At 68.2% G+C, this 25,881-nt stretch carries 27 protein-coding genes; 2 read left to right on the top strand and 25 right to left on the bottom strand.

What is annotated here, in order from left to right; genetic code table 11:
• Positions 1-20: 20 nt before the first annotated feature.
• The 25 genes from C5E41_RS25885 to C5E41_RS25765 all read right to left on the bottom strand — a co-directional run bounded on the left by C5E41_RS25885 (position 21) and on the right by C5E41_RS25765 (position 24,048).
• Positions 21-1,283, bottom strand: coding sequence for a hypothetical protein (locus C5E41_RS25885; protein WP_104378354.1), 1,263 nt, complete (start codon positions 1,281-1,283; stop codon positions 21-23).
• A complete protein-coding gene (locus C5E41_RS25880) occupies positions 1,280-1,987 on the bottom strand; it encodes a hypothetical protein (protein ID WP_104378353.1) in 708 nt (235 codons plus the stop codon). The genes C5E41_RS25885 and C5E41_RS25880 overlap by 4 nt, the downstream gene beginning before the upstream one ends.
• 310 nt (positions 1,988-2,297) lie before the next feature.
• Entirely contained in the window at positions 2,298-3,260 is a 963-nt protein-coding gene (locus C5E41_RS25875; protein WP_104378352.1) for a hypothetical protein, read from the bottom strand.
• 64 nt (positions 3,261-3,324) lie between these two features.
• Positions 3,325-4,239 carry a hypothetical protein gene (locus tag C5E41_RS25870; protein ID WP_104379961.1) on the bottom strand — a complete coding sequence of 305 codons (915 nt, stop codon included), beginning with the start codon at positions 4,237-4,239 and terminating at the stop codon, positions 3,325-3,327.
• A gap of 62 nt (positions 4,240-4,301) precedes the next feature.
• The gene (locus tag C5E41_RS25865; protein WP_104379962.1) at positions 4,302-5,255 is read right to left on the bottom strand and encodes a hypothetical protein; all 954 of its coding nucleotides are present in this window, start codon (positions 5,253-5,255) and stop codon (positions 4,302-4,304) included.
• Between the two features lie 76 nt (positions 5,256-5,331).
• Positions 5,332-6,273 carry a hypothetical protein gene (locus C5E41_RS25860; protein WP_104378349.1) on the bottom strand — a complete coding sequence of 314 codons (942 nt, stop codon included), beginning with the start codon at positions 6,271-6,273 and terminating at the stop codon, positions 5,332-5,334.
• A complete protein-coding gene (locus tag C5E41_RS25855; protein WP_104378348.1) occupies positions 6,270-7,211 on the bottom strand; it encodes a hypothetical protein in 942 nt (313 codons plus the stop codon). Before C5E41_RS25855 ends, C5E41_RS25860 begins: the two co-directional genes overlap by 4 nt.
• Positions 7,208-8,275, bottom strand: coding sequence for a hypothetical protein (locus C5E41_RS25850; RefSeq protein ID WP_104378347.1), 1,068 nt, complete (start codon positions 8,273-8,275; stop codon positions 7,208-7,210). The genes C5E41_RS25855 and C5E41_RS25850 overlap by 4 nt, the downstream gene beginning before the upstream one ends.
• Entirely contained in the window at positions 8,272-8,655 is a 384-nt protein-coding gene (locus tag C5E41_RS25845; protein WP_104378346.1) for a hypothetical protein, read from the bottom strand. Before C5E41_RS25845 ends, C5E41_RS25850 begins: the two co-directional genes overlap by 4 nt.
• 167 nt (positions 8,656-8,822) lie before the next feature.
• The gene (locus C5E41_RS25840) at positions 8,823-9,284 is read right to left on the bottom strand and encodes a hypothetical protein (protein WP_104378345.1); all 462 of its coding nucleotides are present in this window, start codon (positions 9,282-9,284) and stop codon (positions 8,823-8,825) included.
• 86 nt (positions 9,285-9,370) lie between these two features.
• Positions 9,371-10,498, bottom strand: coding sequence for a C40 family peptidase (locus tag C5E41_RS25835; RefSeq protein ID WP_104378344.1), 1,128 nt, complete (start codon positions 10,496-10,498; stop codon positions 9,371-9,373).
• Positions 10,498-12,198: a hypothetical protein gene (locus tag C5E41_RS25830; protein ID WP_104378343.1), complete on the bottom strand. Its 1,701-nt coding sequence runs from the start codon at positions 12,196-12,198 to the stop codon at positions 10,498-10,500. Before C5E41_RS25830 ends, C5E41_RS25835 begins: the two co-directional genes overlap by 1 nt.
• A gap of 62 nt (positions 12,199-12,260) precedes the next feature.
• On the bottom strand, positions 12,261-13,739 hold the full coding sequence (locus tag C5E41_RS34130; protein WP_181063427.1) for an SCO6880 family protein: 1,479 nt from the start codon (positions 13,737-13,739) through the stop codon (positions 12,261-12,263).
• Positions 13,736-15,145: a hypothetical protein gene (locus tag C5E41_RS25820; protein ID WP_146097689.1), complete on the bottom strand. Its 1,410-nt coding sequence runs from the start codon at positions 15,143-15,145 to the stop codon at positions 13,736-13,738. The genes C5E41_RS34130 and C5E41_RS25820 overlap by 4 nt, the downstream gene beginning before the upstream one ends.
• On the bottom strand, positions 15,142-15,948 hold the full coding sequence (locus tag C5E41_RS33465; protein WP_104379964.1) for a hypothetical protein: 807 nt from the start codon (positions 15,946-15,948) through the stop codon (positions 15,142-15,144). Before C5E41_RS33465 ends, C5E41_RS25820 begins: the two co-directional genes overlap by 4 nt.
• Complete coding sequence (locus C5E41_RS25810) at positions 15,945-16,583, bottom strand: hypothetical protein (protein ID WP_104378340.1); 639 nt, start codon at positions 16,581-16,583, stop codon at positions 15,945-15,947. The genes C5E41_RS33465 and C5E41_RS25810 overlap by 4 nt, the downstream gene beginning before the upstream one ends.
• Before the next feature lie 25 nt (positions 16,584-16,608).
• The gene (locus C5E41_RS25805) at positions 16,609-16,845 is read right to left on the bottom strand and encodes a hypothetical protein (RefSeq protein WP_104378339.1); all 237 of its coding nucleotides are present in this window, start codon (positions 16,843-16,845) and stop codon (positions 16,609-16,611) included.
• A complete protein-coding gene (locus C5E41_RS25800) occupies positions 16,842-17,777 on the bottom strand; it encodes an alpha/beta fold hydrolase (protein WP_104378338.1) in 936 nt (311 codons plus the stop codon). The genes C5E41_RS25805 and C5E41_RS25800 overlap by 4 nt, the downstream gene beginning before the upstream one ends.
• Positions 17,778-17,889: 112 nt before the next feature.
• Positions 17,890-18,174 (bottom strand): hypothetical protein, encoded by a 285-nt coding sequence (locus C5E41_RS25795; RefSeq protein ID WP_104378337.1) that lies wholly within the window; start codon positions 18,172-18,174, stop codon positions 17,890-17,892.
• The gene (locus C5E41_RS25790; protein WP_146097688.1) at positions 18,171-18,731 is read right to left on the bottom strand and encodes a hypothetical protein; all 561 of its coding nucleotides are present in this window, start codon (positions 18,729-18,731) and stop codon (positions 18,171-18,173) included. Before C5E41_RS25790 ends, C5E41_RS25795 begins: the two co-directional genes overlap by 4 nt.
• 92 nt (positions 18,732-18,823) lie before the next feature.
• Positions 18,824-19,519: a hypothetical protein gene (locus tag C5E41_RS25785; RefSeq protein ID WP_104378335.1), complete on the bottom strand. Its 696-nt coding sequence runs from the start codon at positions 19,517-19,519 to the stop codon at positions 18,824-18,826.
• A 112-nt stretch (positions 19,520-19,631) separates the two neighbouring features.
• Entirely contained in the window at positions 19,632-21,098 is a 1,467-nt protein-coding gene (locus C5E41_RS25780) for a cutinase family protein (RefSeq protein ID WP_181063426.1), read from the bottom strand.
• A 72-nt stretch (positions 21,099-21,170) separates the two neighbouring features.
• Positions 21,171-22,268: a lipase family protein gene (locus tag C5E41_RS25775; RefSeq protein ID WP_104378333.1), complete on the bottom strand. Its 1,098-nt coding sequence runs from the start codon at positions 22,266-22,268 to the stop codon at positions 21,171-21,173.
• Complete coding sequence (locus C5E41_RS25770; RefSeq protein ID WP_181063425.1) at positions 22,265-23,503, bottom strand: cutinase family protein; 1,239 nt, start codon at positions 23,501-23,503, stop codon at positions 22,265-22,267. Before C5E41_RS25770 ends, C5E41_RS25775 begins: the two co-directional genes overlap by 4 nt.
• Entirely contained in the window at positions 23,500-24,048 is a 549-nt protein-coding gene (locus tag C5E41_RS25765) for a hypothetical protein (protein WP_104378332.1), read from the bottom strand. The genes C5E41_RS25770 and C5E41_RS25765 overlap by 4 nt, the downstream gene beginning before the upstream one ends.
• Before the next feature lie 343 nt (positions 24,049-24,391).
• On the opposite strand from C5E41_RS25765, the gene C5E41_RS33460 reads away from it, so the two are divergent.
• Positions 24,392-24,805, top strand: a complete 414-nt coding sequence (locus C5E41_RS33460; RefSeq protein WP_146097687.1) for a hypothetical protein — start codon at positions 24,392-24,394, stop codon at positions 24,803-24,805.
• Between the two features lie 229 nt (positions 24,806-25,034).
• Positions 25,035-25,877, top strand: coding sequence for an MmyB family transcriptional regulator (locus tag C5E41_RS25760; RefSeq protein WP_104378331.1), 843 nt, complete (start codon positions 25,035-25,037; stop codon positions 25,875-25,877).
• Positions 25,878-25,881: the final 4 nt, after the last annotated feature.

Below are 25,881 nucleotides of genomic sequence, written 5' to 3'. Positions count from 1 at the left end.
ATAACCGTGGCCGAGGTGATTCACAAGCTCACCTCGCGATCAGCTTGGGCAACAATCTCTTTCGCGGCCGCCTCGGAAGCGGCGGGGGCCCATTCGCCGGACTGGGGGTCGGGAAGTGCGGTGTCGACCGCACTGCTGGTCGCAGCACCTGTCCTTACGTCGGAAGTGCTGTGAGTGACCGGCATGGCCGTTTCTGTCGTGGTGAGGCTGGGATCTGGCTGGGCGGCAATTGTTCCGGTGAGCTGGGTTCGGTAGGAGTCGGCGGCGGCGCGGGCGGTGTCGCGGTGTTCGAGGAGTTGGGCGATACGTCCCAAATGGGGATCGGATGGTTGTGTGGCCCAGTAGGTTCCGTCGCGGCCGGTGGTGTATGCGGTGTGTACCTGGTCGTCGGTGAGTCCGACGGCGAGAGCGTCGCGTCGCGCGGCGCTCAGCCCGGCCCGCAATCGGTCGAGCCGGGCGATACGGGCTTGGTCGTCGATTCCGTTGAGCCCGTCGGCGACGGTGCTGTGCTCGGCCGCGAGATCCTGCACTTCTCGCAGGGCATCGGCGTGGCGGCGTTGCCATGTTTCGGTGTCGCTGTAGTCGGCCGAGATCGGTGCATCGCGAACTGCCCGGGGCAGCAGCATTTTTCGTGCATCGCGGCCGTCGTCGAGATCGGCTGCTGTTTCCTCGGTCTCGAGCAGTTCGTCGGTGTCGGCGATGACCGCGTCGACCTTCGCGAGGCTCGGCAACGCGACTGCCGGATTTCTGGGTGCGCCCAGCGTGCGTTCGACCGCGCTGCGGCGATCGATCTCGTTGTCCGCTCGCGTCGTCGGCGCCGCGGTGGCGCCCATGTTGGGTTGCAGGTAGGGGTAGCGGCGGGCGGCGTCTTGGGTGGAGCCGGTGATCGTGCCGGTGCCGTGCCCAGTGATCAGGCGGGCTTGTTGCAGGGTGCGCCAGATGTCGTCGTCGATCGCTACCTCGCCGGTAGCGCGGGCGCGCGCGATTTGGTCGTAGTTGCGGCGCGCGATCTCCGGTTGGGTTCGCCATCCGGCCACGACTCGTTGCAGTCCCGCCCAGGTGCCGCGCCAGTGTTCGGACTCGTGCCGCGCCCAACGGATCGCCAACTCATCAGCGCGGGAGTTGAATTCGGCTCGTGCCTCGGCAGTGGCGGCGGAGGGCGCGATCTCGCGCAGCTGGTAGTAGCGGGCGAAGTCGGCGCGCAGCTGCCTCTCGGTGTGCGAGGCAGCGTCGTGGTAGTAGTCGGGGTTGGTGAACCCCAGCGGCTCGTCCAGAGTGGTCACAGCTCTACCTCCGGCCCGTGATCCGACGTGGCTGGCGGTGGCCCGGTGTCGGGGTCGGTGGTTTCGGGCCAGTAGTCGGGGTGGCTGGGCAGTGCGTTGTCGATCGCTGTATTGATCCCGCCGCTGGTGTCGGTCGCCGGTCCGCGTTGCAGGGCGTCGATCTCGTTGGCCAGCGCCAGTTCGGTGTTCATGCGGGCGAGTGCGCGGGCGGGTTGCGGGCCTGGTTGGGTGTTGTGGTGTCGGTCGCCGGTCAGCCATTCGGCGTCGACCAGTTCCTCGGTCTGCTTGGCGATGGTGTTGCGCGCGTGTGCGAGGTCTTCGGACAGGGCTTCGATGCGCGCGTTGGCTTGGGCGAGTTCGTGTTCGAGGTCGCGTATCCGGGTACGGTCGGTGCCGGCGCGGGCCTCAGCGAGGGTGAGTGCGTGGGCGAGATGTTCGAGCCGTCCCAGCAGCGGGTGAGCCGGTTGCTGGTCCCACCCGACACCGGCCAGTCCGAGGTCGTGGGCGGTGTCGATGTCGCTGATCGGCACCCCGCCGTGGACGGCGTCGAGGTAGGCGCGGCGTAGGTCGTCTTCGATGCCGTTGATCGCGGTCAGCCGCCACTCGCCGGAACCCGCGGTGGTGGTGTCGGGGGCCGGGTGCTGTTGCCAGTCGATGTAGCGCTTCATCGAGTCCTGCACGGCGCGCAGTGCGGTCGCGCGCACCGCGTCGGGGTCGTCTGGGCCGAACCGGACGGCCAGCGGGCTGGCTACGGTGCGGGATCGAAACGCTGTCGCGGGTACCGGAGGAGAGGCCGCTGCTCCGGAGAGAGGTGGGCTCGCTGCGGGGGCGGCGTTGACGCCGTGAGGATTCGATGGTGGGAATGTGTTTTCGGACATCGTGTTCCGCCTTCTGGTGAAGCGGGCCGCGACCGGTGGTCGTGGCGTGACGGGATGTCCTCGCGGTATCGGGGTGGAATCGGGTTTGAAGTGAGGGCGGCGCCAGCGCCATCACCGGGAGTTGGCGGTGCGGCGGTCAGGGTTCGGGTCCGAGGTCGGGTCGTGTGGAGGTTGGCGGTGGTGCGGTGGCGGGGTCGGGGGCCCAGTCACGGGCGGTGGCTTCGGGCAGAGCGATATCGATGGCGGTTGCGTGGTGGATCGGGAGCCGGTCGGTGCGCTCGGGGTCGATACCGAGCGCGGCGGCGGCGCGCGCGATCAATTCGTCGGGGTCGGGTGGGCGTGCCTGTGCGTGGGTGGTCGGGGCTCCGGTGTCCGGGTCGACGGGGATGTAGGGCGGCAACGCTGGGTCCGTTGTGGGTCGGGTGTAGCGGCGCCATTCGAATTCCAGTTGCAGGTCGTCCCATCGGTTGATCTGCGCGGCGGCCTGCTGGCGGGCGGTATGGACTTGCGGGCTGTTCCATAGGGCGTCGACCTCGGGCGCCGACAGTTGCGCGGCGTCGGACAGCCCGGTCGCGCGCTGATGGTGCAGATTCATGGTGCGGTGGAACTGCATATCGGCGACCGGGTCGGCGCCTAACCCCAAACGGCCGGCGCTGAGGCGGGCATCGCGCGCCGCTGACAGCAGTGCCATCCGATGCACATGCCACACATCGACGACAGCCATATCGATGAACAACTGCTTCGACGCCGACGCGGAGGCCTCGGGTATCCCGGCTGCTGGGCTCGGAGGCGCGACAGCCTGCGCAATTTCGGTTGTGGGCGTGGGGAGTTCGGCTGCTTCGACACCGTTGGTTCGGGCGCGGTCGACCCATTGGGGCGGGATGCCGAGCTCGATGGCCAGTTGCTCGGTGGTTTCGCGTTCGGCTTCCAACGCGTCCAGATGCGAGCGCCACTCTTGTTCGGGCGTGCCGTCGGTGCCGGCGTAGCCGCCGAAGCCGCGTGCCTGCACCGTCGCGTGCTCGCGCGCGAGGCGGTCGATGCGGGCCAGCAACTTCGCCTGCCACTGTTCGATCGATACTGCGGGGTCAGGTTCGGTCATGGTCGATACCTCTTGGCGGGAAATTACGCTGCGTGTCAGCGGGTTCGGATGGGTCTGGTGCTGGTCATAGCTGGGTTCCGGCGTCGAGGTTGTGGCTGGAATGCGGTGGTGGGCCGGTGGGTGTGGGTGTGTTCCAGTGGGTGTGGTCGGCCTCGGTGGGCAGAGCGCGGTCGACCGCATTGGCGACGGTGTCGGTACCGGTCGCCGGTCTGGACAGGAATGCCGCTGCGGCGGCGGTTTTCATGGCGTGCGGCGTGGGGATGCGCACGGGTTGTTCGAACAGGGCGACGTCCAGGCGCAGGGTGATGGCCGTGGCATCGCGTATCACGCTGGTTTCGATGCCTGGGCGGGCGTAGACGCGCCAGCGTTCCTCGACTGCTTCGTTGTCGTAGGTATGTGTCGTGGCGTCGAGGATTCGCTGCCAGTCCCTGCCGGTCCGCGCCCACATTCCGGCGGATTCGTCGACGGTGAGGCCGATCGCGTCGGCGACGTTGCCGGCCCGGATCCACAACGCGCTCAGGTTGCGCTCGAACTGAGCGACCATCCACGGTTCGGGCTCGAACCGGGGTGCGTCGGTGACCGCCCGCATCCGGTGGGCGACGTCGATCCCGGCCATGTGCTGGATCTGCCATACGTCGCTGGCCACCCAGCCCATCATGTGCTCGCGCAGCGCATCGGCGCCGGGCTCGGGGTTGAGGTCGGCTCGGCGTCCGCGGCTTCCCGCCGCTCGGGCGGCGCCAACTTCGGCGGGCGGGATGCCGATCGCGAACGCGCGGGCTTCGATCTCGCTGCGGTCAGCCGCCAGCTGCAGCAGCTGAGTGCGCCATGCCAGCATGGACAACTCCCCCGCCCCGGGCGGCGTGTCGTAGCCCTCGCGCAGGAGCCGGGCGCGGTCGTCGGACAAGTCCTGGATCCGGTCGAGCAGTCTTTGCTGCCACACCGGTCTTCGCTGGACGAGCGGTGATTGTGGTTCGGTCATCGGCGATCTCCTGGGTTCGGATTGATCTGCGTTGTTGCTGTTTTCGGTTGGTTGGGTTGCTGTCACGGTTCGGGTCCGGTGTCGAGGGCGGGGCCTGCAGCCTGATTCGGGTCAGGTGTGGGGCTCTCCGGCACAAATGCGCGGGGCAAATCAGGGAGTGCAGCGGCGATATCGGCGTCGATCGCGGCGCCACCACTGACCGGCTTGTCGACACTGCGGCCGGGATGCAACTCGGCGCTGATTTGGGCGATCAGTGATTGCGGTGGCGGCACCAGTTCGCGGTCGGGGTCCCAGATCAAGTCGCCGTAGTCGGCCAGCGACGCATGCGTGGTCACGTCGGCATCCGGAGCTGACAGGTGGGTATGCCATCGTCGTGACAGCTCGGCAGGCCCGATGTCGCGTATTGGCTGCGTGAAAGAGGCGAGCCATGCGGGACTGTCGGGGCCGGGCCAAATTTTTTCGCGTTCGGCGCCAACAGGTTTCAGCAGAGCCGCCACCGTGCCGATGCGATCCCATCGCTGGCCCAGCATTTCAGCGATAGCGTCCTGCTCTCGGTCGGGTTGAGCGGCGATCCGGGCCCGGTAGGCGGCATGCACGGCCGCGATGTGCCCCAGCTCCCGCGCCTGCCCGCCCACTGCGGCGATCAGTTCGGCGCGGGCTCGCGGGTCTGTGTCAGGCCAGCGGTCGGGTATCTGTCCGGCCGCAGTGGTGGTGCGGGCGTAGTCGAGCCACGGTGAAGCGATGCCGCCGGCGCGCCCGAGGGCGGTGAGTGCGTCGACGCGGTCGTGCATCTCCTCGAGGTAGTCGTTCCACAGTTCGGAGGGAAAGTGACCGAATTCGCCTCCGAAACGGCCGGTTTCCTGCATCCGGCGCAGTCCGTCGGCGACGTCACGCAAACGCCGCAGCAGCGCAGCCTGGGCGGCGTTCGGTCCCCGGACATGGTCGCTGCCCGACGAGACGGTCGACGTCTGCGCTCCGATGCGGGCTGGATCGGGTGTCGGGTGGGGAGTCGTCATCCTTTTGCTCCTGGTCTTGAGCTCTGTGCTCCGCCGCCGGATAGTCAGCGGCTCGAGAGGGTCTGCCCCTGCGCGGTCACGGGCTGGGGCCGCTGTCGCGATGTATGAGTGCCGGGCCGGCGCCGACGTGCTGCTGGTCGCCGGCAGTTGGCGCGGGGAATTCGACGGATCGCGGCTCGCCTAACGCGGCGGTCACGGCGCTGTCTGTGGCTGCGCCGAGTGGCAGGTCGTGAGCAGCCAGACCGGGTGGCAGCCGCAGAGCTGCGGCGATGTGCTCGACCATCACCGCGGGGACGGGCGCGATGGCGGAATCCGTGATGAAGTCGAGGTCGCCGTGGTCGGTCAGCAGTCGGTAGGCCGCCACCGATGTGGGTTCGTGTTCGGCGTGGGCGCGCCATTGCTGTGCCAGCAGGTCGGGACCACGGTCTCGCACCGTGGCCGCCAGAGCGCGGGCCCAGATCGGATCCGAGGCGGGCCTGATCCGGTCACGTTCGGGTCCGATAAGATCCAAGAGCGCCGCGATCGAGGTCAGACGCTCGTGGCGCAACGCTGTTGTGGCTTCGATTCGTGTGCGCAGCGATTCGGGTTCGTCGCTGCGGGCATGGGTGCGGTAGGCGGCATGGACGGCCATGACGTCGCTGAGTTCGCGGGCTTCGGCCGCGAGGTCGTCGATGAGGCGGGCCCGGTGCACGGGGTGCGGGACGGGCCATCGTTGCGGGGTCCGCCACCCCGTGCCGCGCTCGCCCTGCTGGCGAGCGAGATCGATCCACCGCTGCGGTATCCCACCGGCGTGGCCCAGCTTCACCAGCGCGGCGCTGCGCGCCATGAGGGCATCCAGGCGCCCGAACCAGGCAGGTTCTGCTAAAACTCCTGTCTCATAGTCGTTTCGGGCGGTATCGAGCAACACCCTCGTCTGGGACGCCACCGCACACAACCGCCGCAGCAGTGCCTTCTGCGCCGCATTCGGCGCAACCGGACGCCGACCGGCCGCACCGACAGCGCGTTCCGGCCCGGTCATAGTTCGACCTCGACTCCGGTGCCGGGCTGTCGTGGCAGCGGCGGAAGATCCGCCACCAGGCCGTTATGGCCGCCGCTGCCGATTCCGGCTGCGGCCAGCGCCCTATCGATGCCTTGCCCGGCCGGTGCGACCAGATCGGCTGCCGGACGCCGGTCTGAGGCCTCGGATATAGGAACTGTGTTGTGTCCGAGCTCGTTTCGAAGGATCTGGAGGATCTGATCGGGTGATGGGAGTGCGGCGCTGGTTGGTGTGGTGATGCCGGATTTGGTGAGTGCGCGGGCCTGCAGGACGATGCTGGTCTGGTCGCTGCGGGCGTGGGTGCGCCAGCGGGAGTCGAGTTCGTCGACACTCGCGTCGCGGGCCCCCTCGGCGGCGGCGGCCCAGTGCTGGGGCGAGTTCCACATTCGCTGGGCTTCGTCATCGGTCACGGCGAGCAGCCGTGCGAGTTGGACCAGACGGGTGCGGGATCGGCGCAGGTTGCGCATGACCCAGGTCGCAGTGCCTGGTTCGGCGTGCGCGCCGCGGTGCTCGTAGGCGACCGCCACTGCGGCGAGGTCTTGAATCCGGTGCGCCTCACCGGCCAGCCCGACCAGCATCCTGGTCCGGTCCACCGGTTTCGGGATGCGCCAGTGCAGGTCACGTCGCCACGGCTGTGCCAGATGGGCGCGCGTGCGCGCCTGGTTCAGCCACTCGCGCGGCACCCCGGCGGCCAGTCCCGCTTTCTCGAGTTCTTGGCCGAGCAGGACCTCGGTGCGGAAAGCCCGCGACCACGACGGCGGCGGAAGCTCACCGGTCTCCTCCCGCCCTGCCCGCGCCGCAGCGGCCATCTCCCGCGCCGCCGACGCATGCGAATACACACCTGCGAGCAGCTTCATCTGCCACCGATCGGGCACAGCCACACCCGATTCGCGGACAAGAAGGGGGTTGCGCGCCATCATGGTTCGATCTCCGCCGACGGCGCGGGCCCGAGAGCTTTGACGGGTGGGCGTACCGGTGGCGCAAAATCGACGCCCATATCGAGGTCACCGGTGACGCCGGTGACCTCGACCGCGACATCGCTGACCTCTCCGCCGAGCACTTCGAGCTGTTCGCCTGAATCGGCATCAGGCCAGTGGGTCGGGTCGGTGGCGCTGTGGGAGTTCATGTCCCGCAGCTGGGATTCGCCATAGCTGGCAAGGGTGTACTCGGCACTGAGCGCGCTCATCTGGGTGTGGAGTTCATCGACGGCGTCGTCGAGGGACGCAGCCTCGGCACGCGCATCGGCCAATGTGGTACGGGGGTCGTTGCCGGTGTCCTCGCCGTAGCGTTCGGCCCACGCGTCGGCGGCGACGCGCTGCTGATCGGACAGATCCGCGGTGGCCTCGGCCGCCGCCCAGCCCGCGCTGGCAGCGTGAGCGCGGGCGGCGCCGGGGTCGGTGTCGGTGAGTGTTTCGGTGAGCCCGAGCGCGCGTTTGCGGGCCTCAATCAGCAGCTTCTGGTATTCGACCTTCAGATCGTGTAGCCGCTGGTCTTGTGCGATCTGTTTGTCGTAGCGGCGCAACTGCTGGGTGTGAATCGCGTCTTTGCGGTTGTACTCACCGCGCAGGGCCCGCACCTGCAACCCGGAAACCTTGTCGCGGCGCTCCTCGGTGGCTTTGTCGCTGTCCTTGGCGCGGTCTGCTCTGTCCTGATCGTGGTGCAGACGTGCGTTTTTAACTTGCATCTCGAGCAGGTGCTCGCGGTAGCGGCCGGCCTTGATCGCCATATCGGCCCAGTGCTCGAGGCGACCGTGCTGCGCCCTATCGATATAGCCCTGGATCTGCGCGCCGTGGATGTGGTTCTTGCGTTGCTGTTCGGCGATCCGGTCGTCTTGGCGTTGGGCGAATTCTTGCCGTGAGCGCGATTCGCTGCCGCGGCGCTGGAGCAGGTTCATCGTCATCGCCGCGGTTTGCATTGCTTGCACGAACCCGGCTTTGACCGCTTGCCCGCCCTCATCGACCGGGTCACCGTTCCCCTGAGTCATGGCGCAACCTGCACATCCGACAACAGCCACCCAGCGCCTGCCCTGCCGTGCGTGCGGTCTGCGACAGCGAACACGACCAGCCTCAGCACGGGGGTGTTGTCGCTGGGTTGCATGCTCACCGTGACCACACGCGCCGCCCTCGTCGCGGTGTCGGCGGGGTGGTCATCGGCCGCGGTGCGAGCGATCGCGGTGACCGTGACGTGTTGGTCGCGCCAGTGTTCCCACATGTCGGGTGTGACCGGTGCCAGGGTGATTGCCGCTGGTGCGCCGCTGCGTGCCAATTCGGGTTCCAGCAGCGGCGTCGCAGCGTCGAACGCGTGCCGCGGGTCGAGCCCCTCGCCAGGTCGGTAGGTGAACATCGTCTGCAAGGCCGCCGACATGACCGATTCGGCCGAGCACGGGTCAACTGCGGTAAACGGTGAGTCGAATCTTGCACGTGCGCAGGCATTTTCATCCGGCGGGCGGCCGCGTGACGGGTGCTCGGTGCACGCAGTCAGCAGGCACGCTCCGGCCATGACAGTGAGCAAGGTTCTGAAGGGGCGTGACGTCATTTCGGGTTCCTCGGATGTTGGATCAGGTAGGTGAGGTCGGCGCGGCGCCAGTCGACCCAGACCCCGAGCTGATGGCCGGTGGCGGGATTGGTAGCGGCGTCGACGAGCAGGTCGAGCACCAGGCCGCTGGCGAACGCCGCCCGGTGCAGGGCACCCGGGTCCGCGACAAAGCGGGATGTGACGATGCGCAGGGTCGCCACGTCGGCGCCCCAGAGGTCTTTCCCGTGTGCGGCGAGCCAGATCGCTTGCAGTGCTGCGGCTTCGGTGGCGGCGTCGTCGCTGTCGATGATCAGGTCGCGGTGAAACCGGTCGTGGGCCACGGTGTGCCCGTCGGGCCGACAGATGGTGAAGGTCTGCCGCGTCGCGGAAACCCACGCCAGAAGATGCGGTCCCGCTGATGCCCGCCCGGCGAGCCGTTGCTCGGCGATGACGCGGTCATTACCGCCTGCACTGGTCAAAGCGGTATTGCGACGCTTCGACGACGGAGGTACAGAACGTCCACGCACGGATCCCGCCTCACGTCGTCGATGCGGATTATTCGGTGTCACAGCTGTTTTCCCTCTTCCACTGTTGGGCTTCGGGGTTGTGGGGTGGTGTAGCGGCGGACGTCGAGGTGGTCGGATCCGGCGACTCGGGCAAGGGGTGCGGTGATGACGGTTTCGCCGGATTGGGGGGCGTGTATGACCAGGTCGGTGCCGTCGGCGTCGCGGCCCGCGTAGACGGCGACGTGGTGGGAATCGCTCTCGGCCGGGGTGGTGAAGAAGATCAGATCTCCGGGTTGGCGTTGATCGAACGGAACCACCTGCCCGGCCGGTGAGTCTTGTTGGGCCTGGGTGTAGTGCGGCAACCGGATTCGGCCGCCCGACGCCTGGTAGATCGCGTACAACGTCAACCCGGAGCAGTCGAACCCGCCGCCGGTCGGTCCATCGGCGTCTCCCCCACCCCACACGTATGGGGTGCCGATCCACCGCTGCGCCGCGGCCACGACCGCTTGCCCGAACCCACTGGCCGGCACTGGCGCGCCGGGTGGTCCCGAGCGGGGTCCACATCCGGAAGCCGGTTGTCCTGGCGCGGGGACGGGCATGGACGCTGGGTCGATGTCGGCGAACATCGCGTAGAGGCGTTGGGCCAGGTCCAGTTGTCCGGCATAGGCGTTCGGTGCGGACACTTCGACTGCTTGAGCGAGTTCGGCCGAGGTCATCGAGGTGGCGCCGGTGATGGTGGCGACTTGGTTGTAGAACCAGTTGATTTGATAGATCGCATTCATCAGCGTGGCGATCCCGGCGCTTCCCCAGACGCTGACGCGCATCTGGTGCGGGCCCACCGAATCGTGGTCGGCGCCGACGCCGTCGTTGGGGAAGCTCAGCGAATCCGGGACGTTGGAGTTCGCCAGGTTGCGCAGCGTCGATTCGGTGATCATCGCTGCCAGTTCGGCGATGATCACCGACTGCGGGGCTCGGCGTTGTTTGCCGATCGCGACGCCGTTGCGCGCCAGCTCCAACTGCCGCTCGTTCAATCCCGCCAGCGATTGACCGGTCGGGCCCGCCACTCCCCCAGCGAGCACTGGGGTCGCACACGAGTCCACAGGCTGTATTCCGACGAGCACTGCCAGGAACAGGATCAATGCGATGGGCAGGCACACGATGCCTGCGAGCAGGGTTCTGGAGGACATCACTCATCGCCGTCCTCCCCGACCTCGAAGGCCTCTGCCTCGAACGATGGCTGCGGGCCGTGGTTGTTTTCCCCGGTCAGGTGGGAGAAGCGGCGGTTGGTGTTGTGGATGTCGCGGGCGCGCTCGGTCGGGGTGAAGGTCATGCGGAACGGGATGCCCGGCGCGTCGGCTTCTCCGGTCTTGAGCAGGAAACATCCTGTGCCGGGCGGTGTTTCGCGCATGCCCGTGTTGTCGAGGTGATCGTCGGTCGGTGGCCGGGGCGCGGCCCAGGAGGTGACCAGCAATTTTTCGGTGTCGGTGATCGATACCGCTGCGCGGAGGCGTTCGATCTCTTCCGGTCCGACGGGGCCGATGATTTTGGCGCGGGCGCGTTCGAAGAAGCCGAGGGCTTTGGCTTGGGCAGCTGGCGAGTCGAAGGCGGCGAGGTCTTTGATGGTATGGCTGCACATGATCAGCCCGGTGCCAAGTGGCCGGTTCAACCGGGTCAGGGCGTCGACGCGGTCGACCATGAACTCCCCCGCGCCGAGCACGCGCCAGATCTCGTCCATGACGACCTCGAACGTGCGCGGCGGCGCGAGACCTGCGTCGGTGAGGGCGTGAGCGGCGGCGACCGCGCCGAAGCCCTCGCTCCAGCACACCATCAGCACCGCCGCCAGCAGCTTCGTGTCGCCCTCGGGAATGCGGGACACATCGATGCACACCGCGGGGCTGTTCAGATCGAGGGGTGTGCTGGTGGGACGGTCGAAGATCTGTCCCCACGGGCCCTCGATCACCGCGCGCAGCGAGCGGCGCAGCACTTTCGTCGCCGCCCGGAACGCGACATCGTCGTCTTCCTCGGCGAACTGGCGTAGCCGGTCCGCGCCGCCGGAGATCGTGGCCAGCAGATCCGACAACCGTGGCGGCCGCTCCGGACTGAATCCTCCTGCGGGGCTGTAGAGTTCGCGCAACCCGGCGGCTATGAGCGTTTCTTCGTAGTCGGCGACGCGGGAGCCGCGAACCAGCTCGATCAACCCGGCCACGATGTTGACTTGTCCGGCTTCGACACGGGCGGCGACCTGGCGGCGTTGATCCGGATTCGGGAGCTGGTCGATGATGGTGCCGAGGGCTCCGACGGCGAGTGGGTTAACGCTGCCGTGCCCATAGCCGAGGTCGACCACCTGCCCACCCAGGGCTTCAACCAGGTCACGGTAGTCGGGTTTGGTGTCGCCCATGCACAGCACGGTTTCCCCGGCTGCGACTGCCCCTGTTGCGAGGCGCCGGATCAGCGAGGATTTGCCGAATCCGTTGAGTGCCAGCACGAAGGCGATCGGTGCGGTGATGAATCCGCGGGTAAACCACGACATCGGATCGAAGTGCACCGGCGCGCCGGTGACGTAATGCGAGCCGACAGGGCAACCGACCACCGGGGCGGTCGCGCCGACCGCGAAGGGCCACAATCCGGCCACCTGCACCGTGGTCGCCCGCCATTCGGGCGTCGCTGGCACCACTGTCGCGCGGCCACCGCCGACGCCGCGGTACCCGCGGTCGGTCAAACTCGCTGCGGGCACCGCGAAGCCGTCGCGAACCGAATCCTCCACCCGCCGTGCGGCAGTGGCGCGGCGATGATCGTCACTCGACAGCACCCAGCGAGCGCGCACCGCGGTCAGACCGCGCCTGGCGGCGGCCGTTTCGGTCTCTGCTCGGGCCTGGGATGTCAGCACGCGAATCCCTGCGACCCTCCTCGTTCGCTGGTGGCGAGGTTTACTGGTTTTGTTATGGATGTTCATGCGCTGAACCGCTTCGAGATCGAGGTGTGTTCGGGCAGGATCAGGCCGATGCCGAGTGAGGCGGCGAAGGCGGCGGCTTGGGAGCCGTAGCAGCGGCGCACCCGTAGCCGCGAGGCTGCGGTCATGGTGCGTACGGAGGCTTCGATGCCGGGCAGGTCGGCGTCGAGGACGTCGGTGACGGTGACCAGGAACCCGAATCGGGTGAGACCGGCGCCGCGAGCTTGTTCCTGACGGGCGGCGCGAGTGTTGTCGACACGGATGGAGGCCGCGGCCGAGGCGATGCCGCGTTCGGTCTGCTCGGCTGCCAGCGCGTCGCGGAAGTCGGAGTCGACGAGGTCGGTGGCCTCGGCGGCCGAATGCAACCGGTAGACGATCGCGACCCGCTTGCGTGGCACATCTGCGCGCGGGCGCAGCAACTCCTCCAGACCGGTTTCCAGCACCGCGCCCCGCGGCGGCGCGTCCATTTCCCACGTGATCGAGCGCGCCCCGTCGTGCACCAGATGGTCCCAGCGGTCCTCATGGGCGATCGGGCCCACCGAATCCCACGACTGTGTATCAGTGATCGCGGGGCCGGCGGCTTCGATATCGCGCTGGGCAGCCAGGTCGTAGCGCGACCGCACCAGCCCCAGCACCTCCCACGCCTGCAGCGGCGTGGCCGGCAGCCCCGCGCGGGCCAGCTGGGATAGCACCCCTTGCAGGCGTTGCCCGATCTCGCGGGCCTGCTCGGGCAGATCCCGCCGCGTTTTACGGGACGTGCCGATGGCGCGGAAGGTGATGGCGATGCGAGCTTCGATCCGCACACCCACTCCGCCGATATCGGCGGCGGCCTCACGCAACACCGCGGCCGCGAATTCCGGCGCCTGAGGCCGGACCAGGCGTGCGACTTCGCGGCGTTGCTTGAGATGTGTTTCGGCGACAGTCTCCAGGACCGAGGTGACCGCGACGATCTCACCGCCGCGTGACTGCGAGGCCAGGAAATGCCCGTACTCGCCGACCCAGGCGTCTATTTGGGCTTGGTCGACCAGTTCCTTGCCGCGCGGTAACACCCGCAGCACCACCGTGCAGTGATCGGTGCGGCGAATATGGATGATCGCGAACCGCTTCCCCCCGGGGGTCTCCCACTCTGCCAGGCGTGAATCAGCCAGCAGGCCAGGCAATCTCGCCACACCCGGGATCCGGGAGAACCGGCCAGACCGATACAGCAGTTCACCCCGCGCTTTCGCCGCCGCGAACTGGACGCGCAAGACCGCCGTCTCCCACCCGGTCCTGCCATCGACGGTGATGACAAGTGGCGTGAAAACTATTGCGGCGCAGGCGAGCACGATCAGCGTTGTGGGTATGGATCGGGTGATCATGAAGGTGGCCATTACGGTGATCAGCAGTGCCAGCGCGAGCATGCTCACTCCCCACGTCATGCCGAAGAACCCGGCCGAGCGTGGTTTCTCCCATCTGCCGTACATGCGGGGACTGGTCATCGCCGCACCTCCAACGGGCCGGGCGCATCGACATCCCAGCTATCACCGGCTTGGGACTCGACCGCCGAACTCGCCGACTGCGCCCCCTGACCGGCCAACTGCGCGCCCATGACGGCCGCTCCAGCTATGCCCGCCCCTGCGCCCGCGCCGCCGGCCGCACCCGAGCTGCCACCGGCTGATCCCGCTGAGCCCGCTGACCGGCCCCCGGCTCCCGCCGGTGCGGCCCCTCCGGATGAGGCCCCGCCGCCGGGCGAAGCTCCACCACCACCGGTGCCACCCGAGAGCGGACGGCCACCTCCTGCCCCGCCCGGTGGGCCACTCGGGGGCGGAGTGGGACTACCGCCTCCGGCTCCGCTGGTCGTGGCGTTTTCGCCTTCGGTCATCTTGCGGGCCGCGGAACGGTCACCTCCGGCTGCGCCCATGGCGATGCCGAGGGCGCCGCCGGCGAGCGCGGCGCCTGCTCCTCCCCCGCCTCCGAGGGTTGCCACCGCGGGCGCGACCAGCCGCATCAAGGCCGGTAGCACGATCGTCACCGACAACAACAGGATCATGCCGAGCAACACCAGTTGCGGATCTTGTTGCTGGCCAATGGTTTTCGTGCCTGCGGCGGTGAAGGCGATCGCGTAGACGAGGGCACCGACCGGTTTCCACAGCACGAACGCCAGCGACCACGACAGCATCCGCTTGTACGCCTGGGAACCGGGGCCGGTGCCCGCGGCAGCAGCGGCCAGCGGGATCGCGGCGACCACCAGGATGAGCACGGCTTGGCGGATGACCAGCATGGCAAGTTGCACGAGCATGCTGATCAGGCCGAGGATGCCTAGCACGAGCAGGATGCCGGAGCCGAGGTTGCTGTGATCGCGCAGGTTGTTGTCGACCAGCCGCTCGACTGCTCCGTGCAGGTCGCCGCCGGTGGCGTCGTTGATCACCCAATGACTGAATGCGTCACCAGCCTTCGTGCCGGTGGTGATCAACGCGGAGAACATCATGGAGGCGAACACCGCCCGCGCGAACATGAGGAAGCTCTCCTGCGCTTCCCCCGCGACGCCACCACGTTTGGCCATCGCCAGCCGGGCGGCGGCGAACAAGATGCCCGCGATCATCAGCAGAACCTGCAAACCGCTGGTGTAGCTCCGAATCGACGCCAGAGCAGGCCCCGGCTCCCCCGTGGACGTCGCCAACTGCGGGGACGGCAGATTGACCCACCAGGTCACGTCGATTCTGAGCGCCTTGGTCATACCGTCGATCAGGGAGTCGACCATGCTGTCGAATGCGGAATTTGCTACGGAGTTGGCGGCGTCGCCGCCGAGTTGTTTCAGCGCGCACACGGCGCCGGGTCCGGTGGGCAGGTCGCACACGATGTCCGGCAGCTGAGCATGGTTGACGGCGGCGATGGATGTCGTCATGTGGTGGTCCTCCATTGCCCGAAGCCGGCAAGCGCTTCGATGGGATCGCCTGGCTGCCAGAGTGTTTCGATGTCGTCAGGTAGTCGCACTCGCCAGTCGTCGTGGTCGTAGGTCATGGGCCAGGAGGCGTAGGTGTAGCCGTCGCGGGTTCGGGTGGCGATGTCGACGACGGCGAAGTCGGGGCGGTAGCCGGGGCGGATGCGGATGCCGTCGGGGACGGTGACATAGCGGGCGGCATCCGGTGTGCGGGTGCGGCCGCGCGTCATCCTGGCGATGAATGCGTCGGTGTCCCCGACGAATCGGGCCCGAACCACGTTCTGCCACACTTCTTCTGGCGCGGCGAGGGCGCGGGCGATCGCGTCGCAGGCAGCAAGCGCCGCGCCTTGCGGGGTGTCGGCGAACCCGGAGGCGATCCCGTGGTCGATGTAAGCCGGACCGTCACTGCCCGAAACTGGTAGCGCGGCGCCACCCCATCCGCGTTGCCAAGACATTTGCGCTGGTGCCGCGGTGAGGTAGTCGCCCGCCGATGAGCTGGTGCGCGTGGCCGGATTTTGGGTAAGCGCGCGCCCTTCGTCGCCGACGACGTCAAGGCGGTTGCCGAACAGGTCTGTGGTCGGAGGCTGGGCCGGTGTCGCGCTGAGCGGGGGCCGCGCCGCAGCCGTGGGGGTCGTTGTGGATAAACCGGCGGACGAGGGTTGAGCGGCGTCAGTGCCGCATCCGCTCAGCGGGACGGCCAGGGCGACGGCGAGTCCGAGCCAGCGGTGGCGGTTTTGTGGCGGTGTCGTGGTGGTGGCGGTGTTCATCGGATGGGGACCAGGATTGTGTCGGTGGGCAGCGCGTTGGAGGCGGTGACCAGTGCGGGGTGGTTCCCGTCGGGCAGCAGCAGTTTCCAGTCGCCGGCCTGCCAGATGACGGTGGCGGTGTTGCAGGTCAGCGATGTGTCGGGTTGCTGGGTGTAGATCGCGGTGTCGGCCCGGTCCGCGGTGTAGCCGGTGATGCGGTAACCGAGAATCTTCGGGGGCAGGCCGGTGGCCGGTGTAGTGATCGATACCTGGGCTCGCGCCACGGCCCAGTCATCGCGTCCAGCGCCGGGCGCGAGCATCTGTTGGCCGACGAGGTCCCACTGATCGTCGGGCGCCACGGAGATCCGCACGATGGCGTGGATGGCCGCCAGCGCCGCCCCGACCGGGGTGTGCGTGAAGCCTGCCGCGACCGCGCCGGTCATAGAACGAGGACCCTGGTCGGCCACTGGAAGCGAGATGTCCTGGTACACAACGGTTGTCACGTTGGTTGGTGCGGCGTGGATGTCCGCGGGCAGTGAGGGGGTCGCGGGCGGGTCGGTGTGGTCGCCGGGGCCGGTGCAGCCGGTGAGGGTGGCGATGCCGAGCAGTCCGATCAGGGCGATGAGGCCGGGGCGGTGGGTGGTGTGTGTGTTCACTGGTGTCTCCCCAGGGGTTCGGAGTTCAGTGGGTGGGGAACAGTGCGGCGGCGATGCCGCTGGCGGAGCCGACGAGGACGGCGGCGAGCAGGGCGCCGGCGAGTCCTTCGATCGCTTCCTCGCGGTGTAGTCGCCATGCCAGCTGCCAGCCGATCCAGATGGTGCGGGCGATCGCGAGCAGCAGCACCAGCCAGGCCAGCCACCCGAGCAGCTGGGTCAGCGGGGCGAGGACTTGCGGGTCCAGGCGGGTGGCGGCGCTCACGGCGCACCATCGGTGTCGGCGGCCAACTCGCCGTCCTGATCGAGCAGCAACTGGTCGACGTCGGCGCGGTAGGCGACCTCAAGGGCCGCGACGATCACCTCGGCGGCCGTCTCCGGGTCACTTCTCGGTAGCGAGTGCCCGGCACTGGGCACCACATGCTGGTCGGCCCAGATCTTCTCAGCGAACCGGGTCGATTGTGCGGCGGGGACGACCCGGTCGCGGTCGCCGGTGACCACGAACGACGGCAGCGACCGCAACCCGGCCGCGGTCTCGGGGTCGAGGTAGAAGTGGCGGTAGGCGTGCATGAGGTCGGTCAGCACCCGCGGATCACCCGGACGGGCCCCGGTGGCCAGCGGAGCCCTAGACCCCAGCCGGCGTGCCGTGCGGCGGAAGCGTCGTTCGGCCATCGACGCTGCCGCGGCCGCGATGTGGTCGAGCCTGCCGTGGCGAAGCATCTTGATCCGTGCTGCGGCTGTCATGAAATGGGATGGCAGGGCGGGGAATTCGGGGAATTCGCCGGTGGCGTTGAACAGCACCAGTCCCGACAGGGCGGCCGCGCGAGCCGGGTATCGCTGCGCGTAGGCCGCAGCGACCAAGGATCCGGCCGAGTGCGTGACCAGCACGACTGACCCGGTTGCCTGGGTAAGCACCGCGTCGAGATCGTCGGCCAAATGCTCAAGGGTGGTCTCGACGCTGCGGTGGGGGCGCCCGGAGCGGCCGTGCCCGCGTTGATCCCAGACGATTTGAGCGATCTGGCCGTCGAGGCGATCGTGGACATGCTCGATCAGCGGTTGCCACCAGCTGCCGTCGCACAGCAACCCATGAACATAGACAACGGTCGCTGCGGCGAATGTTGGCCCACAACGATCTCCGGCCAGCATGAGCCCGTCGCTGGCGGTCATGACCAATGGGGAGGTGTCGGTGACTGGCATAGGTGTGACTTCCTTTGTTTCAGAATCGAGTACTTGTTGAGACGGTTGGGTCAGCGTTTCGAAGTGCCCCGTCACCCATGTGTGCGGCAAGCCAGATCCGTGGTCGCACTGCTTATTTGGCGACGATTTGAGTCATGATGGATCCGGCGCTGGTGGCGATGATTCCGCCGACGAGGGCGCCCAACACGATCTTGGGGCTCTCCACCGCGCCGCCGTGCCAGCGTTCCCACCCGAATTTGCCGCCGGCGTAGATGAGTGCCGCGATACCGGCGAGCATCACCGCCCAGGCCAGCCAGTTCACAACCTTGGTCAGCCCCGCAGACCCCGGCGGCGCCTCGGGCGTGATCGGAATCTGCTGCGCCAGAACAGCAATACTGGCGATGACGGAGTGCGTCATGGGCGTCTCCTGGGTGTGGGATCGGATTGGACAGGCCGGGTGGTGGCGATGCGTGCGGTAATCGCTGCGCCGACGCGGTGGACGTCGACCGGGACCGCCTCGCTCAGATGGGCTCGCCGAGGTGGCGGCAGGTCGCTGGGCGTGTAGGCCGCGAGGTCGTCGAGTTCATGGGTGAGCAGTTCGTCGTGCCACCGGACCGACCACACAGCGCCCTCGACCAGGGCGGCGACCGTGCTGCGGTAGCGACGCACCGCCAGCGGAACCCGGCCGGGCCGCGGTGGGACGAGCACCAGCCCGACCACGGTCACCCCCGGGGGTGTTAGCCCGGCGTGCCATTCCCGTAGCCGGTCCGCAGCAGCGGTCAACCCGGGCAGGCAGTCACGAGCCGCGACCACTACCCGCTGGGTGCTCACTGTCGATGCGGGCCACGCCAGCCCGATATCGGCGGCGTGTGCCCACCACCGGGCCAGCGTCGAGGTGCCCGCACCGCCGTGCGCGCCGAGCACCGCGAACAGCGGCGGATACGCCCCCGTGACGGGTAACGGTGAATTCCTCACCGGCGCACGGTTTTCCGGGTCGGGTCCTGTGACGGTGGTCGGGTCGAGACGTCCGTCGCCGGGCTCACCGTAAGTGTGTACGGCGAGGGCGGTCATGGTCCGGCCTGCTTCTGGATGTTGGTGATCACCAAGCCGGGCCCGGCGGGGCGGGTGTTGATCACTTGCAGGTAGTCGGTGCGGGTGCGGTCGGGATGTTGCTCGACCACGTGCACGTTCGCGCTACCACCGGCGATCGGGGTGATCGCCACGCAATAGGTGCTGCCGGCCGGGATCGAGGCGATCCCGGCGGCGAGCGCATCGACCGCCAGGCCTGCCTCCGGCGCCACGACCCGCAATGCCGCGTCTGCGTTTCTGAGCCGGTAGTAGGCGTTTTCGAACGACGCCACGACCCCGGCGACGGTCCGTGTGTCACCGTCACGATCGGTGACCGTGGTGCCGGTGAGTCCTGCGCACGCCCCGCCAGCGGCTGCGGCGTTGCTCGTAGGCGGGGCCGCGGTCTGGGTCGGAGCCAGGCCGTGTCCGCCGGGATCGGCAACGACCAGTGCACCGATGAGCACCAGGACGGCGGCCACAGTCACCGTCGCACCCACGACTATCCACACCCGCGCGGACGGCATACCGAGCCGCGGATGCTCCTGTCCCAGCGCCTGCGGTGCGAGATGGGTGTCGGTGCGACCGGGATGCAGTTGCGTCGGCTCGGACTGCAGTTCTTTCGAACAGTCGGGCTCGAGCCAACGCCATTCGTCCCCTGGAGCGGGAGTGGTGTCCGCGGATGTGGTGTGTGGCATGGTGGTTCACCTCCTCTGCGTGGATGGGTGGGTGGATGGGCCCTTCGGCGGAGTCGGCCCGCGAGGACGGAACTGATCTCTGGCGCAGAGAAACCGTCTCCGCCGAAGGGGTTCAAGGACTCGGCACGGCAGGGGGAGGGGTTGCCGTGCCGGTCCGCTCAGGGACGGAACCGGGCGTCGTCGATGCGGCCGGCTCCGTGGTGGTTGTCGGGGGTAGTGGCGTTGCCATGCTGGGGTCGGTGGCGGCGAGGTCGTGGGCCAGTGCGGTGAACCAGTCGGCGACCGCGTCCACGGCCGGTGTTCCGGTTGGGGTGGCGGGGGTGCTGGTGTAGGCGGCGTGGTGGCCTGCGGTGTCGCTGTATTGGGTGTAGGTGGCCAGCTGGTAGAGCTGCTGGTCGTCGGTGACGGTGGAGGTGATGGCGTCGAATGCCTGGTTCACCCAGCTCAGCGCGGTTTGCGGCGGGATCAGGTCGGCGACCGCGCCGGCGAGTTTCGTGCCGAGGATCCCGAGGGCGGCGGCGGGGTTGGCCATCCCGACAGTGGCCAGCTCGGCGATCGTGGCCGGGGTGAATACCTTCTGCGCCACCGACACCACGGTGTTGAGTCCGATCGTGCCGATCCGGAACAACGCGGCCAGCGCGTCGTCGGGACCGGGCATCGGGGTGCTCGGGTCCGACGCCTCCGCCAAGCGTTGCCCCAGGGGTTTGGCTGGTTGGTAGCTCAGCTCGTCCAGGCTGTTGCCGGCGATGTCGTCGGTGACGACGCCGACTGCCGTTTTCCAGGTCGTGGCCGCCAGCGCCTGAGCAATGGTCGAGATGGCGGCAACCGGATCACCGAGGTTGGATTGAGCGGCAATGTTTTTCACCGTCTGCGTCAATGGCGAACCGGCGGGGGCGTCGCACGCCAAATCACCTGGCACGCAGAGGTCGGCGACTCGACCGGCCAATGCACCGAATCCCACGTCCTCGCTACTGTTGGCGCTGATGCCGGTGCCGTTGCGCGATGTGTTGGCGAAGTGGATAGACGCGACCGCTGCTCCAGTGGTGCCGGGTGCTGGTGCGGGGGTCGTCTGTTCCGGGCGGCCGGGAAAAACGTCGCTGCCCGCTCGCGCTGGGTTGGCCAGCAGCGCGATCCCGGCGATGGAATCGGCTTCCACGGTGGCGGTGTTGTCGCCGACGCGGTGGGCGACATCGGCGACGGCAGCCGCGCCCTGCCCGTAGCCGACCGCCGCGATCTTCGTTGTCGGGCAACGATGTACGACTTCGCTGGCCTCGGATTCGAGCCGCTGCGCGGCGCTGGTGGTGGCCTGGCCGTAGGGCTCGGGCTCGCCGGTCTCGCTGGTTCCGTAGGGGATGTAGAGGCGTTGGATCTGGTCCCCGGCGCGCGCCTCCAGGGGTGTGAACAGTTGGCCGAGAGCGCCGGTGTCCAGAGTCGGTGCGGTGTCGGTCGCCGACTCGCCCGGCCCCTGGACACCGAACACGAACAACACCGGGCACCGGTCCCCGATCGGCACCGCCGGATCAGCCGTCGCTACCTGGACGCCGCCCACGGCGATCAGCGAGACCCCCACCGCTGTCACGCACACCCGGCGAACCAGGTTCTTGCGGTCGGCTTTTCGGAAGTGCCGAGTTGTGCTGCATCGCATTGCTTTTCATCCCTCGCGATTTCGGTTGAGGTAGTCGGCCAAGTGGGCGACGGTTTCGGTGATGGCGTCGCGGGCGGTGTCGAGGTGGCCGCGGTCGTAGTTGCGCCAACTCACCTCGATCCCGCCCTCGCGGTAGGCCGACAGCAGGCGGGTGCTCTGTCCGATCGGCACCAGCGCGTCGCGGGCGCCGTGGTAGAGGTGCACCGGCACGGCCAGTAGCTGGTCGACGGGGATGGTTTCGCGGGCCAGGACGTAATGCCACATGGGATCGGTCCACGGCTGCGCGCGATCGCACCAGTGCTCGACCGGACGCCGATACTGCGCCAGCAGCATTGGGGCACTGCGGGTTTCGGCTTCGGCGATGATCTGTCGGCCGTCGGCCGAGAGCACATGTCGCAGAGGGAGATGGTGGTAGGCGCGCGACAAGCCGATGAGCCCGGCCAGCACGAGCGCGGAAAACGGACTGGTGTTCAGCGTCGCCACCAGCGCGCCGGGAACGGTGATGGTCGCACCGGCCGCGACACCGCGCAGGTCCACCTCGGGTGCGTAGGAGCGGTGCAGCTGCGCCGCGACCGTGACCGCGCGGGCGCCGTCGGCGTACCCCCAGGCCACCACCGGTGATCCCTGCGCGTTCAGGTCCGGGATCGTGGCGGTGGCGCGGGCGAGGTCGAGGGCGTGGTGCGCTGCGGCGCGGCCGGCGAGGAAGGTGTGCGGGCCTTGCCCGGTGACACCGAGGTTTTCCCCGTCGGCGACAGCGACGAACCATCCGCGCTCCAGTGCAGCGGTGATCGCTTCGGTGTCGGGTTCGGCACCGATGGCCAGCAGCCGCGACGGTGCACAGGGTCCGCCGAGTCCGTGGAAGGCGGGGCAATACAGCAGGATCGGCCCTGGCCCGAGTTCGGGATCGGTGTCGGGGGCGATCACGATGCCGGAGGCCGTGGTGAGTTCGCCGTGGGTGTCGGTGGAGGTGTAGAGCAGCTGCCACGCGGCGCCTGCCCCGGTCAACGCGGGTGTGTCGGTGGGGCGTATGCGCAGGATACGGCCGGGCTCGATGGAGTCGTGAAGGGTGGGCGGGGTGTAGAAGTCGGTGTCGGTGTCGTTCATGACTGGTGTCCTGCGGCGTCGTGGGCGAGGGCGGTCATCCAGGCGACGCCGGAGGCGAGTTGGCCGCTGGTGAGGTAGCCGTTGTGGCGGGCGACGGTGTCGCCGTAGCGCAGCCACACCGCCGGGTTGATCAGATCGGCGTTGTCTGCCACCAAATCGCCCCAGGCACCGGCCAGTTGGCCGGCCAGTTTCGGCACGATGCCGAGTGGGTTCGCCGCCGCTGCGGCGGTGATCTGATCCCATCGCTGGGCGGCTGCCTGAACCTGATCCGTGCCCGGTGCGGGGGCTCGGGGGTCGGCGGCGTCTATGAGTCGCTGCGCCAACGGTTTTCCCGGAAGGTAGTCGGCGTTGCCGGGGTCGGTGTGGAAGTCCTCGGCGAGCACCGTGGTCCATGCTCGCCCCATTGCCGTCGAGAACAGTCCGTTGATCGTCATCAGGGCAGCGATGGGGTCGTGCAAGTCGGCTTGGGCGGCGATTTCCGCGCCGACGCGTAGCAGGGCCGCGTGGTCGGGCGCCGAGCACGCCAAGTCACCGTCGGTGCAGATATCGGCGACCCGGCCTGCCAATGACCCGTAGCCGTCACCGTCGGTAGCGATACCACTACCGGTCGCGGGCGGATTGAGAATCTGCACCGCCGCCACCGCGGCTCCTCCGGTACCCGGTGCGGGGTCGGGCACAGTCTGTCCGGGCCGACCCGGGATAACCGGGGAGTTCGGGAGGCGGTCGGGGTTGGCGTAGAGCACGATCCCAGCGATCTTGTCCGGCGCGACGGGCCCGTTGCCCGCACCGACCTGCTGGGCGAATTGCGCCATCGCCTGCGCACCTTGCGAATACGCCACACCGGCCAGCAAGGTGTCGGGGCAGGCGGCGACGATGTCGGTGGCGGCAGCGTTGATGCCGTCGAGCGCTTCGCTGGCCGACTCTGCGTACGGTTCCGGTCCGCCGCCGGGAACGATGCCGCCGAAGCCCGCTGGGTACGGAACTGTGCTGTGCTGCACCAAGGTCGGGACCGCTGCCTGCACCTGGCCGAGCAGCGCCCCGACCACTCCGGTGTCCGCGCTCGGGTCCGGAGTCGATTGGCCGGTGCCCTGGATCCCGATCACATAGAGGGCCGGGCAGCCGGGACCGATCGGCACCGCCCCCGCGGCAGAAGCTAGGCCGGTCACCGTCGCGGCGCATGCTGTGCTGACAGCGATCGCGGCCCGGGTTGTCAGGGTACGGGTTGTGGTGGTCACGGCTGGCCCACCCCGACCCCGGCGCCGAAACCGGCTCCGACGGTGCCGCCGGCCAATGCTCCGGCCACCGCTGCGGGGATGCCAGCGATGGCCGCCCCCGCTGCCGCACCGGCCGCGGCACCGACCGCAGTGCCTGCCACGCCGGAGGTGACGGTGCCCACGACCGGGACCGGCACCACGGTTCCTACTGCCGCGCCGGCGATTCCGCCGATGGTGCCGCCGATCAGCCCGCCCACGACCGCACCCGCGGCCGCCGCCGGTGCGCCGGCCGCGACCGCTCCGGCCGCGCCGCCGATCCCGGCGCCGGCCAGGGTTGCGCCGCTGACCCGGTCCGAGCGCCCAGCCGGGATGCCGATCGAATCCAGGGCCGTGGCGACCTGCGCTTCCGCCCCGGCTGCGGTGTTGTTGATGCAGTCACGTGCCTGGGGTGGAAGCCAATCCGGTGCCGGGGCCTGCCATTGCCCGATACGAATCGTGTTGTCCGGCGGCTGAATCGGCGCGACGGGCGCCACCGGCTCGGGCAGATGCAGGTCTTGCACCTGCACCGGCGGGGCCGGGTCGTCGGCGGGTTCGGGGCGCGGGGTGGGCCCGTTGCGGACCTCGGGTGGCTGCTCGACATATACCGGCTGAGGCTCTGGTGCCGGTTCCGGTTGAGGTTCCGGCGCAGGCGGCGGCGGTGCAGGTGGGGGCGGCGGTGTCGCGGTGCCGGGCTGGGAAGGGCTGGTAACGCCAGGCTGGTCCGCGGTCGAAGCCGTCGATGCACCCGCCGGGCCGGCGCACGCGAGTGCGATCAACAGCGGGACAGCACCGGCAACCATAAGCGACGCCGGTCGGGACTTCTCTGTCTGTGACCGATCCGACCCTTTGTAGGGTGTCGCGGTTCTTCTCTTGGCGTTTCTGAATCCTGTTTTCGGCATGCCGAATAAACCCTTCGAACGGAGGGAGGGAAAAGGAAGGAATGAATGGTGTGGCGTTTTCGGGGATCAGCGCCCCGGCGTCGTCAACGCCGACTGGACCGGGGCGCTGATCCGGTGTTTAGCAGCTCAGAGGAACGGAAGGACGAGCGAGAGCACCTGGGCGGCGATCGTCAGTCCGTTCGAGACTGCCGCAGAGCCGGTATCGATCCAGGAAAGAACGACCATCGGATCCACAATCAATTTCCCTTCGGAGCAGGAGCAGTTGCCCTACCATCAAAACGCGGAAAATTGCGATTCACCAGGCGTTGAAGGGATGGAGTTTTTATATATACTCGCGCTATCCCCACAAAGAGGTGGATTTACCTGCGACAGCGGCGAAAATTGATACTCCCAGTATCCCTCGAAATTTTTCCCGCACGTCGCCGATTGGTGAACACCGCGTAGTGGACACCGCCGTGGATCGAGCGCGAGCGGGCCTCTTCGCCGGTGAGATCACTGGTTACTCGTTGCCGCCATCGGGGGATTCTGGTATGAACGAAAGCGCTCGGGGGAGACAGCTTTTCACCATTTCGTGTATTCGCTGGCACGAAAGTGTCTGCGTTTGAGGGGGTTTCATGACCACCACCACACCCGATTCGCCTGATGCTCGACAGCCACCGGAGGTGCCCCGTTTGGCTGGTGATGTTCCGGTTGGAATTCCAAAGCTCGGCCCCTGGCTACGGGTGATGCGCGAAACCCGCGACCTGACCCGCGAGCTGGCCGGCCAGTACACACACGTCAGTGCCACCTATCTCAAGTCGGTCGAGGTTGGTTCGGCGACTCCGCGCCGGGACACACTCGACAAGATCATCACCGGTTATGAACTCTCACCCACCCAGCGTCGCCACACCATCGACTTGTGGGAACCCGCCGCAGTCCTGGCTCCAGTGGACGAGCTGCGTGAGCGTATAGCGACTCCTGGTCGCCGAGGGGAGTTGGTGACATGGGACTCCCGGGCGATTGCCTGTGGCTTCTGCGATCCCCTGTGGAATGTCGTGGCAGCCAACCAGCAGTTCCAGAGGCTGTTTCCCGGCCTGGGCCAAGCCGAGAACAACCTCGCCATCTGGCGCTTCTCCTCGGCTGACGAATCGTGTCGCCAGGGCCCCGAGGAGGACGCCCAGTTCTTCGTGGCGACTCTGCGTGCGGCATTGGGCCGCTTCCGCGATGCGCCGGAGGGAGCCCGGTTTCTTCGACGACTCGCCGGCAGTGCCCGATTCGCTGGGCTGTGGCGTAGCGGTGTCGAGGTCGCCTACGACGTTGGCCCGTCTCCGCGCCGCTGGGGCGACCGGGATGACCTGGTAACCGTGCAGGTCACCGAGCTTGTCGAGGAACCCGGGGTTCGCTTGTTCTTGGCGTATCGATCCCACACTGGCCGACATCAGAGCGCGGATAGCGTTGGGACGCAGCCTGTTTCATAGCATG

The sequence above is a fragment of the Nocardia nova genome (assembly GCF_002933465.1).
Lineage (GTDB): Bacteria > Actinomycetota > Actinomycetes > Mycobacteriales > Mycobacteriaceae > Nocardia > Nocardia nova_B.
This window is presented reverse-complemented; position numbering and strand designations above follow the sequence as displayed.

Excerpts from the sequence above, each read along its gene's own strand:
- C5E41_RS25865 (WP_104379962.1), bottom strand. The coding sequence starts at position 5,255 with ATGACGACTCCCCACCCGACACCCGATCCAGCCCGCATCGGAGCGCAG.
- C5E41_RS25800 (WP_104378338.1), bottom strand. The coding sequence starts at position 17,777 with ATGCCAGTCACCGACACCTCCCCATTGGTCATGACCGCCAGCGACGGG.
- C5E41_RS25845 (WP_104378346.1), bottom strand. The coding sequence starts at position 8,655 with ATGTCGGCGGCCTTGCAGACGATGTTCACCTACCGACCTGGCGAGGGG.
- C5E41_RS25860 (WP_104378349.1), bottom strand. The coding sequence starts at position 6,273 with ATGACCGGGCCGGAACGCGCTGTCGGTGCGGCCGGTCGGCGTCCGGTT.
- C5E41_RS25870 (WP_104379961.1), bottom strand. The coding sequence starts at position 4,239 with ATGACCGAACCACAATCACCGCTCGTCCAGCGAAGACCGGTGTGGCAG.
- C5E41_RS25835 (WP_104378344.1), bottom strand. The coding sequence starts at position 10,498 with ATGTCCTCCAGAACCCTGCTCGCAGGCATCGTGTGCCTGCCCATCGCA.
- C5E41_RS25820 (WP_146097689.1), bottom strand. The coding sequence starts at position 15,145 with ATGACGACATCCATCGCCGCCGTCAACCATGCTCAGCTGCCGGACATC.
- C5E41_RS25795 (WP_104378337.1), bottom strand. The coding sequence starts at position 18,174 with ATGACGCACTCCGTCATCGCCAGTATTGCTGTTCTGGCGCAGCAGATT.
- C5E41_RS25875 (WP_104378352.1), bottom strand. The coding sequence starts at position 3,260 with ATGACCGAACCTGACCCCGCAGTATCGATCGAACAGTGGCAGGCGAAG.
- C5E41_RS25785 (WP_104378335.1), bottom strand. The coding sequence starts at position 19,519 with ATGCCACACACCACATCCGCGGACACCACTCCCGCTCCAGGGGACGAA.
- C5E41_RS33465 (WP_104379964.1), bottom strand. The coding sequence starts at position 15,948 with ATGAACACCGCCACCACCACGACACCGCCACAAAACCGCCACCGCTGG.
- C5E41_RS25850 (WP_104378347.1), bottom strand. The coding sequence starts at position 8,275 with ATGACTCAGGGGAACGGTGACCCGGTCGATGAGGGCGGGCAAGCGGTC.
- C5E41_RS25855 (WP_104378348.1), bottom strand. The coding sequence starts at position 7,211 with ATGATGGCGCGCAACCCCCTTCTTGTCCGCGAATCGGGTGTGGCTGTG.
- C5E41_RS34130 (WP_181063427.1), bottom strand. The coding sequence starts at position 13,739 with ATGACCAGTCCCCGCATGTACGGCAGATGGGAGAAACCACGCTCGGCC.
- C5E41_RS25775 (WP_104378333.1), bottom strand. The coding sequence starts at position 22,268 with ATGAACGACACCGACACCGACTTCTACACCCCGCCCACCCTTCACGAC.
- C5E41_RS25760 (WP_104378331.1), top strand. The coding sequence starts at position 25,035 with ATGACCACCACCACACCCGATTCGCCTGATGCTCGACAGCCACCGGAG.